Raw genomic sequence first — 14064 nt, 5'->3', positions numbered from 1 at the left:
AGGTCCGGTCCAGTGATGCGCCCGCAGCCCTCCACAGAGGGACTACGGCAACTGATCGACGCCATCTCCGCCTGTCATTCTCGGCGGCTGTTCGAGCAGATCGTCACCGTCGCGGCGGAGATCTGCGGCACCGGCTACGCCGGCCTGGTCGAGGCGGGAGCACCACCCCAGTTCGCCCAGCTGATCCAGATGACGATGCCGCCCGGAGATCCGCTGCGGGTCCGGCAATGGCTGGGGTCCGGCAACGTGCTCCTCGCGCTGGCCGGGCAGTCCGAACCGGTCCATGTCGACATGGGTCGATTCCGCCTGCTGAGCGTGCCCGTCCCGTTGAACACGCGCAGCCGTGCCGCCATTTGGGTGGCAGGCTCGGACCTCGACGAGCACGCCGAGGAGTACCTCATCCGCTTCGCCACAGCAGCCGGTCGCGTCCTGGAGGCCCACCGCGACCTGGAAGAGGCCGGACGGATGTTACGTGCAGTACAGGCGTTCTCCCTCGTCGGCTGAACCGGCATGCGCTCAATTCAGGCTCCGCCCAGCGCGGGTGCGTCGGCCTGCCTCCAGGCCAGCTCGTTCACGACGTCCACCACGCCGTTCATCCGGCGCGTCATGCGCACCGCGATCTCGGCCTCCGTGCGGCACTCCATGCGGCCGGACAATGTCAGGATGCCCTGACGGACCTCGATCCGGGCCCCACCGGTGCTCATCCACGAAGTGCGGTCGAACAGGTCGTCACGTACCACGGCGGCGATCTCCTCGTCCGAGCGCAGGAACAGCTTGACCAGCTCCCGCCGGCTGACGATGCCGACCAGGAGGTTGTCGCGGTCGACGACCGCGAGCCGCTTGACGTCATGGGCCTCCCTCAGGCGAGCGGCCTGGACCGTGGACGCCTGAACTCTTCCTTCCGCAGCAGGTCGGCCTCGGAGACCGTGCCGAGCACGCGGTTGCCGTCGTCCGTGACTGGGACGGCGCTGGTACCGCCGGCGATGAGCGCTTCGGCGACGTCCTTGAACGGGGTGGTGGCGGTGACGGAGACGACCTTGGTCGTCATCACATCTGCGACGGCCATACGCATGACACATTCCTCACTCTCGTTCTGGACAAGACCGGAACTCTCACCCGAGGCCATCCCGACGTGGTGGACGTGGTCGCCACGGCCGGGCACACGCCGCATGAGGAGCCGGGCGTCGGCACGACGGGTGGTGCCGGTGGACGCGCGATCGCGGTCGGACGGATCCCAGCCTGCTCGAGCTCGGCGTGGGCCGCGGCTCAGCGGGCCAAGGCCGCGCTCGACAGCGCCATGACGCTCTGGGTGAACGTGGACGGCGTACTCGCCGGTGTCATCCTCCTGCGGGACGAGGTACGGCCGGACGCCGCGCGCACCGGCACTCGGTCCTCTCTTGGGGCGAGTGATGTACGACGTGAGGACCATCGTGATCACGGCGATCAGGACGATCGGGAGGGGCCGAGCCATGACGGCCTCCCTTCTGAGCCGCTACCTACAGCTCATCCCAGCGGCGGGTTCGTCGCCAGGGACGAAAGTCCTTCCCGCGCTCCCGAGCCCGGCCCGCTCAGCGCAGGCGGCGAAGCAGTGGTGAGGGGCGAGGTTCGCAGGGCACGACCCGGATCCGGGCATCCACCGGGGTGGCACCGCCGGGGGTGACCATGACCGGATTGAGGTCCAGCTCGGCCACCTGGGGGAGGTCTTCGAGCAACCGGCCGATGCGTACGAGCAGCCCGGCCAGCGCGTCGATGTCGGCGGGCGGCGAACCACGGTAGCCGTGCAGGAGCGGGGCGCAGCGCATCTCGTCGATCATGGCGGCGGCATCGGCGATCGGCGGCACGCGGAAGACGCGGTCGGCCAGCAGGTCGGCCGTCACCCCGCCCATGCCGACCATGACCAGCGGCCCGAACGCCGGATAGTTGACGCCACCGGCGATGATCTCCACGCCGCCCGCCAGCATGGGCTGGACGATGGCGCCGGACATGTCCTCGCCGATGCGCCCCGACATCTCCCCGTAGGCCCGCCGCACCTCTTCCTCGGTACGCAGGCCGAGCCGGACCCCGCCGACGTCGCTCTTGTGCACCGGCCCGACGGCCTTGAGCACCACGGGCAGCCCCACCTTGCGGGCCGCCTCTGCGGCCGACTGGGGACCGCCCACCTGGATGGACTCCACGAGCGGCACGCCGTAGCAGCTCAGGAGCCGAGCGGCGGTCGCGGGGGAGAGCCAGTTCCCGTCGGGATGCGCCGCCAGCTCGGCCTGCACGATCTCCCGTGCCGTCCTGTCATCCGCGACAGGCAGAACGAGGGGCGGAACCGGGCGCCTGCGCCCTTCGGCGTAGCCCACGACGTGCGCGAGCGCCTCGACGGCCTGCTCGGGGAAGGCATAGGCGGGGATACGCCCCCCGATCAGGTCGTCGTGGCCGACAACGCAGGCCAGCACCGTCTTGTCCGCCCCCATGGCGGCCTCGGCGATGGCCTGACGGGTTTCCTCGAGACCGGATCCGAACGGCGGCGTGTAAACGGCCAGGATCACGTCCACATGAGGCGAGGCGATGAGCGCCTTCAGCGCGGCGCCGATCTCAGCCGCGCTCGCGTCGGCGGTCAGATCGACCGGGTTGGTCATCGCGGCGCCCGGCCGGGCCGCCGGCAGCCCGGGCGGCAGCTCGGGAACCGTCAGCCCGCGACACTCACAGGCGTCAGCGGCCATCGCCTCAGGCCCGCCCGAGTTCCCCACGATGGCGACCCGCCGCCCCCGGGGAAGAGGCTGGGACGCGAGCAGCTTGGCCGTGTCCATCAGATCGTGGACGCTGTCGAGCCGGATCACCCCGGCCGCGCGGACCAGCGCGTCCACCGCGACGTCCGGGGTTGCCGCGGCGGCGGTGTGCGAGCGCACCGCACGGTCACCGGCGCCGCTGCGCCCGCTCTTGACCAGCAGCACCGGCTTGCGCGCGGTCACCCGGCGGGCGATTCGGGCGAACTTGCGCGGATTCCCGAACGACTCCAGATACAGCGCGATCACATCGGTGCCGTCGTCGTCCTCCCAGTACTCGAGCAGGTCGTTGCCACTGACATCGGCCTTGTTGCCGACGGAGACGAACGCGGAGACCTCCAGGCGGTCCAGCAGCGCCGCGCCGACCGCGCCCGACTGCGACATCAGCGCGATGCGCCCCCGGACCGGCGGGTGCGGCAGGAAACTGGCGTTCAGCCGGACCGCGGTGTTGACCACCCCCAGGCAGTTCGGGCCGATGAGGCGCATCCCGGCCGAGCGGCAGACCTGCAGCAACTCCGCCTCCGCACCATGCTGCCCGGCCTCGGCGAAGCCGGAGGAGAGCACCACCAGCCCGGCCACGCCGGCCTTCGCGCAGTCCCGGGCGACCTCGAGCACGTGTGCGGCGGGGACCGCTATCACGGCCAGATCGACGCCGGCCGGCACTCCAGGGCGGCAGGTCAGCCCGGCCACCTCGGTGGCGTTCGGGTTGACGGGGTGGATCGGCCCGGCGAAGCCGCCGTCGAGGAGGTTGCGCAGCACCTTGTGCCCGACCGCGCGCTCGTCGCGCGAAGCTCCGATCACCGCCACCGAGCGCGGTGCGAGCACCCGCGCCAGCGACGCCCGCTCCGCCTCATGGTCGCGGGCCTCGATACCCTCCCGCAGCCCGGCCGTCGGCTCGGCGGTGATGGCGACGTGCAGCGTGCCGTCCTCGAAGCGCTGCCCCACCGGAAGGCCCAGATCGTGCAGCACCCGGATCATCGGCCGGTTCTCGGCCAGGACCTCGGCCACCAGTTCCCGTACGCCGTGCCCGGCCGCGTCCAGCGCGACGTGCTCCAGCAGCAGCGTGCCGAGCCCGTGGCCGTGGACCGCGTCGTCGATGAGAATCGCCAGGTCGGCACGATCGTCGTCCATGGGGATGTACTCGGCCACCGCCACCAGCCGCTCGTGCATGACGGCGACCAAGGCGTGGCCTCGGTACTTGTCGCTCGTGACGCGGTCCATGTACGCGTGCGCCGTGTTCCGGCCGCCGGTGAAGAAGCGCAGGTAGGCCGAGCGCTCCGACGAGCGGTCCACCAGCTCGTGCAGCGCCGCGCGGTCGCCGGGCCGCAGCGGGCGCACATGAGCGATGCCGCCGTCACGCAGCAGGACGTCGTATCCCTCGGCCATGGCGAGCCTCCCGTTCCTCGAAGGTGCTCCCCACCTCCGAGGCTGCCCGGGCGACGCTTGGCCAGGCAGAGCCGGACGGCCCCGGCGTGCAGGCCCAAGGTCCCTGCCGGCCGGGCCCGCACGGCGCGAGCCTGAAGACAGCGAGCACGGCGCGGCATCGGCCCGGGACCCCTCGCCCGCCGCAGGTCAGGAGGCGACGCCATGCACCACATCGTGCTCGGCTACGACGGCTCGGACTTCTCCATGCAGGCCCTGGACTGGGCGCTCGACGAGGCCGAGCTCAGAAAGCTGCCCTTGATCGTCGCGCACGCGTGGCAATGGCCGTACGGCAAGGCGGACGAGGAGACCAAGGCCCACCTCCGCAAGGCGGCCGAGCACGTGCTGTGGCACGGCGCCGACTGCGCCCGGCAGACCAGCTCCGGCGTGCAGGTCGACACCGACCTGTACGAGGGTCCTGCCGCCGAACACCTTGTCGAGCTCTCCGGCGGTGCCGCGCTCGTCGTGGTCGGTTCCCGGGGGCTCGGCGCGTTGCCGAGAGCGGTCGTGGGCTCCGTGGCCGGCTACGTCGCCGCCCACGCCCGAAGCCCCGTGATCGTCGTACGCGGGCCAGGACCGCTGCCCGCCGCGACAGCACGAGGATCCGTCGTCGTGGCCGAGACGAACCCGGACGGGGCCGTCCTGGAATTCGCGTTCGGCGAGGCCGAGCTGCGTCGGCTGCCGCTCACGGCCACGGTGGACCTCACCGAATACCGCAGACGCCACCCGGGAGTACGGCTCCAGCGAAGCGCCGACCAGGCGCCGGCGACGCTCATGGTTGTCGGACGCGAGCACCCCGAGCATCTCCTTCGGCACGCGCCGTGCCCCGTCGCGGTGGCAGGTCCGGCCGGCTGATCTCCTGAGCCGTCTCGACGGCGTTCCCCGGGGACTCCGCCACGCACAGGCCGCAGCGCTTGCGGAAGTCGAGGCCGATCTCGCCCCGTGGCTCTGGCCCGAGCTGGATCAACCGGATCGCAGGACGGCGCACCTCGCGCCGCGGACAACACTCGGTGATCCTGGCCGGCTCGGGACGAAACCGCGAGGACGGGACCTTCGGCCCTGGCCACTTCCGCACCCAGGCGTTGCGATGGAAGAAGAGGAGGCGACGCGATGATCATCGCTGGAGTGGACGGCTCACGGGCCGGGCTGGAGGCGTGCGGCTGGGCGGCCAGGGAGGCGGTGCTGCGTGGCACGCCGCTGACGGTGATGCATGCGCTGCCGCGCTGGTGCGTCGACACCGCCGAGGGCCGTTACGCCGATGTGGCCGGGTGGATGCGGCGAGGAGGGCTGGACCTGCTCGCCGTCGCGGAGGACAGGGCCCACCGCGAGCACCCGGGCCTCAAGGTGGAGACGGTGCTCGCGGCCGGAGACCCGCGTACCGCGCTGACCAGGGCCGCGCGGGACGCCGAGCTGCTGGTGATCGGCAGCCACGGCGTCGGTGGCGTGCGCGGGCTGCTCGTCGGGTCGGTGGCGTTCGGCGTGGCCGGGCACGCGCCGTGCGATGTGGCCGTGGTGCACGAGTTGCCGTCGTTGCCCCGGGGCGAGATCGTGGCCGGGGTGGACGGCTCGCCGCAGGCGCACCGGGTGCTGGAGTCCGCCTTCGCCGAAGCCGAGCTGCGTGGTGCGGTCCTGCGCGCGGTGCTGGCCTGGTCCTGGCCGCACGCCGGCGGATTCGACCCGGCCGATCCCGACGCCGAACGCGACCAATCGCTCATCCTGAAGGAGGCACTCGCCGGGCACCGCGAGCGCCACCCGGACGTGCCCGTCGTCGCGGACGTCGTGCACGGCCATCCGGTCGCGGTGCTGCGTGAAGCCGCCTCGGGAGCGGACCTGCTGGTGGTGGGCTCGCACGGGCACGGCACGTTCGCCGGAATGATCCTCGGCTCGGTCAGCCAGGCGCTGCTGCACCAGTCTCCGTGCCCGCTGGTCGTGGTGCGCAGGCAAGCGCGTACCGAAAGCTGAGCCGGCGCAGCGCACACCACAACGGGCCGATGCCCGTGCTCGATGCCATCATGTACGGTCGCGGACAGGCGATCCGGCACTCGGCGATGTCACCTCGCGCGCATGGGGACCAGGCTGCCGGCGAGGCCGGCCGGCACGCGTGCGGCCGTCGCCCGTCCCGTTTCGGCCAGGTGGATCTGGACGGACCACGATGCGCGGCTGAGGGAAGAGGCCACGGCGTACGTGTCACTCAAGCCCGCAAGGCGCGCCACGGAGGCGGAGCTGATCGCCTACTGCAAGGACCGCCCGGCCGCCTACACATACCCCGCCACGTGGAGATCCGGGACACGCTCCCCAAGACGGCCAACGGCAAGATCGCGAAACTGGAGCTGGCAGGAATCCCGCCCGACGCCGGGGCCAGGCTCTCACACCGCCGGTTGAGCGATGGTGGTGCCGGACCCGCGCGGCAGCGTGTCGGCCTGCTTGGACGCCTGGTAACGGTTGACGTCGTCGCGGGGCCCATGACGCCGTGGATCTCGTACCGTGATGGCCAGGCCGACGTGACGCTGCAGGTGGGAGACGTCCGGGAGCCGGCGTCCCGGCGCGGGGTTGAGGTGGAACATCTGGGTCTCCTCGCGGCCGTCGCCGCCGCTCTGCCAGAGGAACATGGCGCCGTCGAATCCGGCCGCCCTGGCCTCGGGCAGGCGGCGCCAGCGGTAGCGCAGCAGGCCGAGCGAGACCTCGGGGAAGCGCAGGCCGAGCCAGGGCAGCACGAACAGCTCGTCCCAGAACACGTGCCCGCGGTACGCCTCGCCGCTCAGGCCACGCGCGCGCACGCCCGTTCCCACAGCCGCTCCCATGCCGCCTCGTGGGCGGCCAGCAGTTCGCCGAAGCCGGGGGCTGCCGGGCCCGGCGCAGGGCGGCCGAGAGCGGGTCGTGGACGGCGGGATCGCGAGACGTCACCAAGGCGACGATCTTCGTCAGCGTCGCCGGTTCGCCCTCGGTGAGGTCGAGCAGGTGATCGGTGCCGATGCTGTGGCACGTCAGGTGGTCGCCGCGCAGGTCGCGGTAGCGGGCGACGCCGCGGTCGGTGACCTGTCCGGGCCGTGTCGGTGACGACGACGTCGGTGTCGAAGATCACGGCTCCAGCCTGGTCAGGTCGGGAGCGGCCATGGCGGTGACGTTACCCATCCACGTCCGGCATCAGACAGGGCCGTTCATCCCTGTGCCGGCGACCTCCGGCCCTGCGCCGGGCACGTTTCGCGACGTTCGATGAGGTGAGGAAGGAGGTCCACATGATCATCGCAGGAGTCGACGGCTCAGTGGCCTCGCGGCCCTCCCTGTCACTGGACCTCCTGAACGACGGATGGCAGGAATCGCCGTCCCGCTGGCCGGGCACAAGAGAGCGGCCGCGCAGGCCTCGGCGGCCGGTCTGTTCGGCCCGAGGTTCCGGGCACTGGCCGTGGCACGGCTCTACCGCCGGTACCTGCGCCACCAGCGCCGCATCCACACCCTGGTCAGCAACGTACGCGGCGCTGACCGCCCGTTGGCCGTCGTGGGAGCCGCCATCCGCCAGATGATCCCCGTGGCGGTCGCCGAGAACGGCAACGTGACGGTGAGCTTCGAGATCCTCTCCTAGTGTCCTGAGTCAGTGATTCGCCCATAGCTTTCGGTCATGGGGCGTCCTGGTCCGAAGGCCGAGCCGCTGCATCTGAGTGATGGCGAGCGGGCTGAGCTTGAGCGGCGGGTACGGCGGCGTCAGGGCGCTCAGGACATGGCGTTGCGGGCCAGGCTGATCCTGGCGTGTGACGCGATCGGTGAGAACGGCTTGCCGGTGTCCACCAAGGAAGTATCCGTAGTCGAAGTTCCGTCACTGCTGCCGGCAGAGCGCTTCGCCGATGCCGGTCCGGGCGTACAGGACGAAGCGACCCGTTCGGTGAGCGCTGACGAAACCGGCGTCACGCAGCACGGTGAGGTGTTGTGAGACGCCTCCCTTGGTCAGGCCGAGGCGAGCGCTGAGGTCGGTGGTGGATGCCGGGGTGGCGAGTTCGGTGAGCAGCAGCGCGCGGGTGCGGCCGAGAGCCGCGGCCAGCGCCTGCGGCACGGACGCGGAGCGCCGCTCCCAGAGGGTGGCGATGCCCCGGGTCCCGTAGCGCAGGGTGGGCTGCCAGGGCGCGGTGGTGATCGACCAGACGTTCGGCCAGGTGAAGGCCGATGGCACGAGCAGGAGCCCGCGGCCTCTCAGCGCCCGTAGCGCCGTGCAGTACCGGTGCTGGACGCGCAGCGTGTCCTCCGACCACTCGACTGTAGGGTCGAGGGTGTTGAGGAGCCTGTGCGCGCCGCCGTCGGCCAGCTGCCTGGCGCGATAGAGCAGGTCTCCTTCGAGCAGGGCGCGGATCTTCGGCCAGTACGGCGCCACCGCCGTCTCCCAGAACGCGGCGATCTGGTCGGCCAGCAGGGCCAGCCCGCGATCGGGGTCCTCGCCCAGCAGCGCGGTCGCGGCCGAGGGCGGCAGCCAGGCCAGGTCGGTGGCGAGGGTCTCGGGCGGGGTGGCGCGCAGGGTGGCGAGCTCGAGGTCGAGGTCCGGTACGGCCACCGCTGGGGGCGGTGCCAGGAAGGCGGGCAGCCCGCGTGGCGGGATGAGCGCGTCCAGCAGCTCCCACCGGATGCCGTGCAGGCGAGGCCGTACCTCGTCGAGCCATGGCCCATAGACAGGATGCGGCTGCTTGATCAGTCGTGCCCCGGCGACGGCCTCCCACAGCGGGGAGATCGCAAATCGGGTGTAGGCGACGTCTACCGCGGTGAACGACAGCTCCAGCACCCGTTGAGTTTAGCCATGGCTGAATTCGTGGCGCTCGTGAGCGGGCGCAGCGACGGTCGTGGCCATGACGAAGGATTTCCGATGGTTGTACGGTGCGGACGCCGGAGCCAAGCTGGGGGTGTCCGTCAGCTCGCTGGCGGTCCCGCTGACGGGCGTGGCCGTGCTGGCCGCCTCACCGCTCGAGACGGGCGTGCTCGGGATGCTGAACACCTGCGCCTTCCTGGTCATCGGCCTGCCCGCGGGCGCGTGGGTGGACCGGCTGCGCAAGCGTCCTCTCATGGTGGCCGCGGACCTGGTGCGCGCCGCGTCGCTGGTCTCGGTGCCCGTGGCGCAGCTGTGCGGCGTGCTCACGCTGGGGCAGCTGTACGCCGTCGTGCTGGTGACCGGGATCGCCACGGTCTTCGGCGACGTGGCCGCCATGAGCTTCCTGCCCGCGCTCGTCGGCAAGGAGCGCCTCACCCGGGCCACCTCGGCATTGGTCAGTCTCGACGGGGTCAACCAGGTCGCCGGTCGTAGCCTCGGAGGGTTTCTGGTCGCGGTGGTGACCGCGCCCATGGCGCTGGGCGTCACCGCCGCCTCCTATCTGTGGTCGGCCTTCTGCCTGGCCCGGATCCGGTTCGCCGAGCCGGCGCCCTCCCGGGGCCCGCGCACCTCCTTGCGGCACGAGATCGGTGAGGGCCTGCGGCTCGTCTTCGGTCACCCACATCTGCGGCTGATCGCGTTCGAGGGGTCATTGGGCAACTGCGCCTCCATGATGGTGCAGGTCATGTTGCCCATCGTGTTCGTCGCCCGGTTCGGGCAGCCGGAGCTCGTGCTCGGGTTGTTCCTGGCGGCCGGCGGCGCCGGCTATCTCCTCGGCTCGGCCGTCGCACCACGGCTGGGCCGCCGGCTGGGCGAGCGCCGGGCCATCTGGTGGAGCAGCGCCGTCGCGCCTTGCGCCCTGCTGCTCCCTCTCGTGGACGAGTCGGTCTGGGTGGCGGGCGCGGCGTGGGCGCTCACCATGTCCAAGTCGGGCGCCGGCAACGTCCTGAAGGTGAGCTATCGCACCCGGGTCACCCCCGAGCACCTCCTTGGCCGGATGACCGCGACCATGCGCTTCCTGTTCACCGGCGCGCTCGCGGTCGGTGCCGGCCTGGGCGGCGTGCTGGGCCAGATCGCCGGGGTGGACGCCACCCTGTGGGCCGCCGCCTCGATCCTGTCCTCCGCATGGCTCCTGCTGGGCCCCATGCGTGAATCTGGAAAGCTCTGACCCGGTGCGGGCGCTTTGCCTCCCGTAAGGGACGCTGTAGCGCGGATGGACCCGCTGGCGGCGGCGGGCGAGGCTCTCGAGTTCTCTCGCCTGGAGCGCCGCGCCGCTCGGTGCCGCGGGTGCCCGGTTGGGGACCTCCGTCTTCCACGGACGGCTTCAGCCCGCCATGCTCGCGGGGTGGTCCGCCGGTAGACGGCAGTGAACCAGCCGCGCTCGAGGAAGCCCACCATGGCCGGAATCCGCAGCCACACCAGGTCAAGGGCTCCGTCCTTCGCTTACTGCTCCGCCACGGCCGCCGCGGCGCGCGGCGGGACCGACAACACGCCACCCTCCGGGCTCGACACCCCGAGGGCCGGCTGCGGCTCGCCGTCCCAGCCGGGCCGCTCCCGCTCCGGTGAGCCGACGACCTCCAGTCCGGTGGTCGCGGGCCAGTCTCTATACGGTAGGAGGGTACGGTATAAGACGGCATGGGGAGGGCATGCGCGACGTCCGATCCCGCTTGAGCCCGCTGACGCGCCCGGCAAGCCGGAGCCGCTGCAGGACATCCTGGGCAGGAGAGGCGGCGTGGGAGAGATGGCCGCCACGATGGCGCACTCGCCGGCGCTGCTGGAGGGCTACCGGAACTTCTCGCGCGCCATGAAACGGGTCGAGCTGCCGCGGGCCCTCAGCGAGAAGGTCTCGCTCGCCGTCCAGGAATGGACCGGATGTGGCACCTGCCTGCAGGCGCACACCGAGGCGGGGCGAGCGGCGGGGCTCAGCGAGGCCCACATCGCGCTGGCGCGCGGCGGGGCACGTCCGCCGACGCCAGCCAGGGAGGCGGCGCTGCTCGCCGTGGCCGGACGGGTGCTGGCCGAGCCGCCCTCCATCACCGATGCCGACGTCGCGGAGCTGCGTGCGCACGGGTGGAGCGACCGGATCATCGCCGAGATCGTCGGGGTGGTGGCCCTGAACGTCCTGACTGGCGCCTTCAATCTTCTGGTGGGCCTGCGGCCAGGGGAACCCGCCGCATAGCCGCCATTGAGCGGCAGCTTGACCTTGAGAGCTGGACGCGACGGGGCCTTGAGGGAGGTGCTCGCCGTGGAGATCAGGCGTTGGATCAGAGGGTGATACGCCGGTGGCACGACGGGTTGCCGGGCCTGTTCGCGCCGCCAACGGGTCCGGCAAGTCGCGGCTCCCTGCTGGCGTTGAATACCTCCCTGGGGTATCTTCGAGAGAAGTCGACGTGTGGGAGGCGGGCAGTATGAGTGACGCATCCGAGAGGCCCGGCGAGGCCCAGGTCGAGGGATTCGTCGCGGACGGATACGACAAGGTCCGCGAGGTCTTCCAGAAGCTCGTGCACGACGGCCGGGAGACAGGGGCCGGGGTGTCGGTCTGGCGCGACGGGCGTGAGGTCGTCCGGCTGAGCGGGGGATGGGCCGACAGCTCCCGTCGCCGCCCCTGGCGTGCCGACACCCTCGTGCAGCCGTACTCGCTGTCGAAGTCCTTCGTGACCCTCGCGGCCCTGGTGGCGGTGAGCGACGGCTTACTGGCCCTCGACGAGCCGGTGGCCAGGTACTGGCCCGAGTACGGGGTCAGGGGCAAGGACCGGACGACGCTGCGCCACGTTCTCACCCACCGGGCGGGCCAGCCGCGCTTCCCCGCGGAGGCGGCCGGCCTCGACCTCCTGGACGACGCCGGGCTGCGCGAGAGCCTGGCGCAGGCGGCGCCCGAGTACGCTCCGGGAACGTCGCTCGGCGAGCACGCGCTGACCTACGGACACCTGGTGGACGGCATCCTGCGCGCGGGCGCCGGCACCACGCTGAGGGAGACGTTCAACGAGGTCGTGCGGCCCGCGCTGGAGCTGGACGCGTGGTTCGGGGTGCCGGACGACCAGCTGGGACGGGTCGCCGATCTGGAGTACGCCGACCCCGACTGGCCCCGCCGGCTGCACGCCGCGCCATGGCTCCAGATCCCGGACGGGACCTTGGACGTCCAGCGGGCGAACTCCGTGGTGTGGCGGCAGACGGTTTTCGGCGCCGTCAACCTGCACACGACCGCCACGGCCATGGCCCGCTTCTTCTCCGAACTGACCGCCGAGGACGGCCCCGTGCGCGCCCTGCTCGGGCCCGAGCTGCACGCCGAACTGCTCGCCCCGCAGGTCACGGACTTCGACGAGGTCTTCGGCACCAGGATCACCTGGACGCTGGGCTTCGTCCGAGACCATGGCAAGATCGCCAAGGGCGGCATCGGTGGCTCGGCCGCCTGGTGGTCGCGCAGGCACCACCACGGCTGCGCCTACCTGACCCGCCGGCTGGACGACCACTCCAGGGCCGCCGAGATCGCCACCGCCCTGGGCGACGACCTGACGGTCGTGGGCGAGGACTGAGCCGGATCCGCTCATCGATAGGACGTGATGTCGCCGTCCGGGGTCAAGCGCACGGTCGATCCGGCGGGCACCAGGTGCAGGCAGTCCGAGACGGAGCAGGTGCCGATCGAGGCGGGCCTGCCGTTCGGACGTGACCGGAATCAGCGCGCCGGCGAGGACGTTGTGCTCCGCCGTAGGAGGTCCGCCCATGGTGAGCGTCAGTGTGGAGAGCGCGCAGCAGACGGAGGCCCGGCTCCGGCGCGTGATCGCGGCGGCCGAGCTCGTCGTGCACGACGGCGTCTGGTGCTTCGAGGAGTCGCCGGCCGACCGCCCGCCGGCCCTAACCCGTGACACGCTGGCGGTGGTCCGGGACGGCGAGAGCTGGAGCGCGCTGGTCCCGTTCGCCCCGGAGCATGATGGCGCCGAACGGTTCGGGGTCTTCTCCTTCCACTTTCCCGCCGGCGTGGACAACAGTGGCTTCGTCGGCTGGCTGGCCACCCGTCTCAAAGCGCGGCTCGGCACCGGCGTGTTCGTCGTCTGCGGCAGCAACCGCGCCAGGGGAGGGATCTACGACTACTGGGGCTGCCCCATCGACCTCAGGGACGACGCCCTCGCGGTCATCAGGGAACTGCGCGCCGGCTGACAGCGCTGCTGGACAGGAGCGCTTCCCGCCGGGGACCGGCCCGCGGTTCTCGACCGGATCTCCCGGCCCGGCCGAGGAAGCCCGGGTACACGGTCCACTGCCGCACGCTGTGCGCCGCGTTCCGGTATGCGGGTCAGAGCGCGGGTGCGGTGGCGCGCACGAAGCCGGCCGGCGGCTGGGGCGTGATCTGCGGGTACCTGTCGTTGTCCAGGCGGTCGAACTTGGCCTTGCCGCTCACCATGCACCACTGGTACTGCAGCGCCACATAGTCGAACGGGTTCTGCGCCACCGCCGCCTGGCGGCTGATCTCGGCGCGCAGGTCGTCGGCGGTGCCGAGGTGCCGCAGTTCCAGGGTACGGCCGGAGCCGCGCTGGACCGCGTCGTGGAACTGGGGCATCGACATGACCTCGCCGGTGAACCGCGGCGTGCCGGTGGCGGCCGGATCGACGGCGAAGTCGGACGGGATGAACCGCCGGGCGCCCGCCTTCTCGGCGGCACGCACGAGATTGACCTGCCCGTCCCCGATCACGTCCGGGCCGCCCTGGACGGCCGAGATCACGATCGTGGCGTCGCCGACGGCCTCGGCCAGCCGCTCGGCCGGATCGGTGAGGTCGCCCTCGACCACCTCCAAGCCTGCGGCCCGCAGGCCGGTCAGGGAGCTCTTCTTCTCCGCGCTGCCGCCGGGCCGCACCAGAGCCCGCACCGGCCCGCCCTGGCCGAGCAGCGCCCGGACGATCCGGCCACCGAGCAGCCCGGTCGCGCCGGCCACGAAGATCTTGGGAAAGCGGACATGATGGAGGAACTCCTTGTTGGTAGCCAACGTGAAGGTTCGTCCCGGGGTCCATGGCGGGCCGAGGGAGCGTTTCATGGATG

15 protein-coding genes and 1 pseudogene are annotated in these 14064 nt (G+C 71.7%); 9 read left to right on the top strand and 7 right to left on the bottom strand.

The genetic code is table 11. From position 1 onward, the window contains the following. The first annotated feature begins 15 nt into the window (after nucleotides 1-15). Nucleotides 16-504: a hypothetical protein gene (locus HCN51_RS43855; protein WP_168017896.1), complete on the top strand. Its 489-nt coding sequence runs from the start codon at nucleotides 16-18 to the stop codon at nucleotides 502-504. A gap of 17 nt (nucleotides 505-521) precedes the next feature. On the opposite strand, the gene HCN51_RS60450 is transcribed toward HCN51_RS43855, so the two are convergent. From HCN51_RS60450 to HCN51_RS43845, 4 genes and pseudogenes are all read right to left on the bottom strand, one after another. Continuing rightward, nucleotides 522-740: a BON domain-containing protein gene (locus HCN51_RS60450; RefSeq protein ID WP_346434010.1), complete on the bottom strand. Its 219-nt coding sequence runs from the start codon at nucleotides 738-740 to the stop codon at nucleotides 522-524. A 69-nt stretch (nucleotides 741-809) separates the two neighbouring features. Further along, a pseudogene (locus HCN51_RS62665) lies at nucleotides 810-863 on the bottom strand (hypothetical protein); the annotation flags it as partial. Beyond that, nucleotides 860-1471, bottom strand: coding sequence for a CBS domain-containing protein (locus HCN51_RS60445; protein ID WP_240973867.1), 612 nt, complete (start codon nucleotides 1469-1471; stop codon nucleotides 860-862). The pseudogene HCN51_RS62665 and the gene HCN51_RS60445, both read right to left, overlap by 4 nt. A 97-nt stretch (nucleotides 1472-1568) precedes the next feature. Further along, nucleotides 1569-4157, bottom strand: a complete 2589-nt coding sequence (locus tag HCN51_RS43845) for a bifunctional acetate--CoA ligase family protein/GNAT family N-acetyltransferase (protein WP_168017895.1) — start codon at nucleotides 4155-4157, stop codon at nucleotides 1569-1571. 201 nt (nucleotides 4158-4358) lie between these two features. On the opposite strand from HCN51_RS43845, the gene HCN51_RS43840 reads away from it, so the two are divergent. Then, nucleotides 4359-5048, top strand: a complete 690-nt coding sequence (locus tag HCN51_RS43840) for a universal stress protein (RefSeq protein WP_168017894.1) — start codon at nucleotides 4359-4361, stop codon at nucleotides 5046-5048. Nucleotides 5049-5303: 255 nt separating this feature from the next. Beyond that, entirely contained in the window at nucleotides 5304-6155 is an 852-nt protein-coding gene (locus HCN51_RS43835; protein WP_168017893.1) for a universal stress protein, read from the top strand. Nucleotides 6156-6559: 404 nt separating this feature from the next. On the opposite strand, the gene HCN51_RS43830 is transcribed toward HCN51_RS43835, so the two are convergent. Next, nucleotides 6560-6970, bottom strand: a complete 411-nt coding sequence (locus tag HCN51_RS43830) for a hypothetical protein (RefSeq protein ID WP_428981572.1) — start codon at nucleotides 6968-6970, stop codon at nucleotides 6560-6562. A 100-nt stretch (nucleotides 6971-7070) separates the two neighbouring features. Here HCN51_RS43830 and HCN51_RS43825 point away from each other — a divergent pair, with 100 nt between their 5' ends. Both HCN51_RS43825 and HCN51_RS43820 read left to right on the top strand, forming a co-directional pair. Next, nucleotides 7071-7250, top strand: coding sequence for a hypothetical protein (locus HCN51_RS43825; RefSeq protein ID WP_168017892.1), 180 nt, complete (start codon nucleotides 7071-7073; stop codon nucleotides 7248-7250). Between the two features lie 250 nt (nucleotides 7251-7500). Further along, nucleotides 7501-7773, top strand: coding sequence for a WS/DGAT domain-containing protein (locus HCN51_RS43820; protein WP_168017891.1), 273 nt, complete (start codon nucleotides 7501-7503; stop codon nucleotides 7771-7773). 231 nt (nucleotides 7774-8004) lie between these two features. On the opposite strand, the gene HCN51_RS43815 is transcribed toward HCN51_RS43820, so the two are convergent. Then, a complete protein-coding gene (locus tag HCN51_RS43815; RefSeq protein ID WP_168017890.1) occupies nucleotides 8005-8955 on the bottom strand; it encodes a DUF5937 family protein in 951 nt (316 codons plus the stop codon). Nucleotides 8956-9019: 64 nt separating this feature from the next. On the opposite strand from HCN51_RS43815, the gene HCN51_RS43810 reads away from it, so the two are divergent. The 4 genes from HCN51_RS43810 to HCN51_RS43795 all read left to right on the top strand — a co-directional run bounded on the left by HCN51_RS43810 (nucleotide 9020) and on the right by HCN51_RS43795 (nucleotide 13191). Beyond that, a complete protein-coding gene (locus tag HCN51_RS43810) occupies nucleotides 9020-10204 on the top strand; it encodes an MFS transporter (RefSeq protein WP_168017889.1) in 1185 nt (394 codons plus the stop codon). Between the two features lie 573 nt (nucleotides 10205-10777). Continuing rightward, the gene (locus HCN51_RS43805) at nucleotides 10778-11215 is read left to right on the top strand and encodes a carboxymuconolactone decarboxylase family protein (protein WP_168017926.1); all 438 of its coding nucleotides are present in this window, start codon (nucleotides 10778-10780) and stop codon (nucleotides 11213-11215) included. A gap of 229 nt (nucleotides 11216-11444) precedes the next feature. Next, the gene (locus HCN51_RS43800; RefSeq protein ID WP_168017888.1) at nucleotides 11445-12569 is read left to right on the top strand and encodes a serine hydrolase domain-containing protein; all 1125 of its coding nucleotides are present in this window, start codon (nucleotides 11445-11447) and stop codon (nucleotides 12567-12569) included. A 187-nt stretch (nucleotides 12570-12756) separates the two neighbouring features. After that, nucleotides 12757-13191: a DUF6196 family protein gene (locus tag HCN51_RS43795; RefSeq protein ID WP_168017887.1), complete on the top strand. Its 435-nt coding sequence runs from the start codon at nucleotides 12757-12759 to the stop codon at nucleotides 13189-13191. Nucleotides 13192-13324: 133 nt separating this feature from the next. Here HCN51_RS43795 and HCN51_RS43790 read toward each other — a convergent pair whose 3' ends face one another. Continuing rightward, the gene (locus HCN51_RS43790; RefSeq protein WP_240973866.1) at nucleotides 13325-14011 is read right to left on the bottom strand and encodes an NmrA family NAD(P)-binding protein; all 687 of its coding nucleotides are present in this window, start codon (nucleotides 14009-14011) and stop codon (nucleotides 13325-13327) included. Nucleotides 14012-14064 lie beyond the last annotated feature (53 nt).

Origin of the sequence: Nonomuraea composti (assembly GCF_012034275.1) — a bacterium.
Taxonomy (GTDB): Bacteria; Actinomycetota; Actinomycetes; order Streptosporangiales; family Streptosporangiaceae; genus Nonomuraea; species Nonomuraea composti.
The sequence above is the reverse complement of the archived record's forward strand: the minus strand, read 5'-3'. Positions and strand labels throughout refer to the sequence as shown.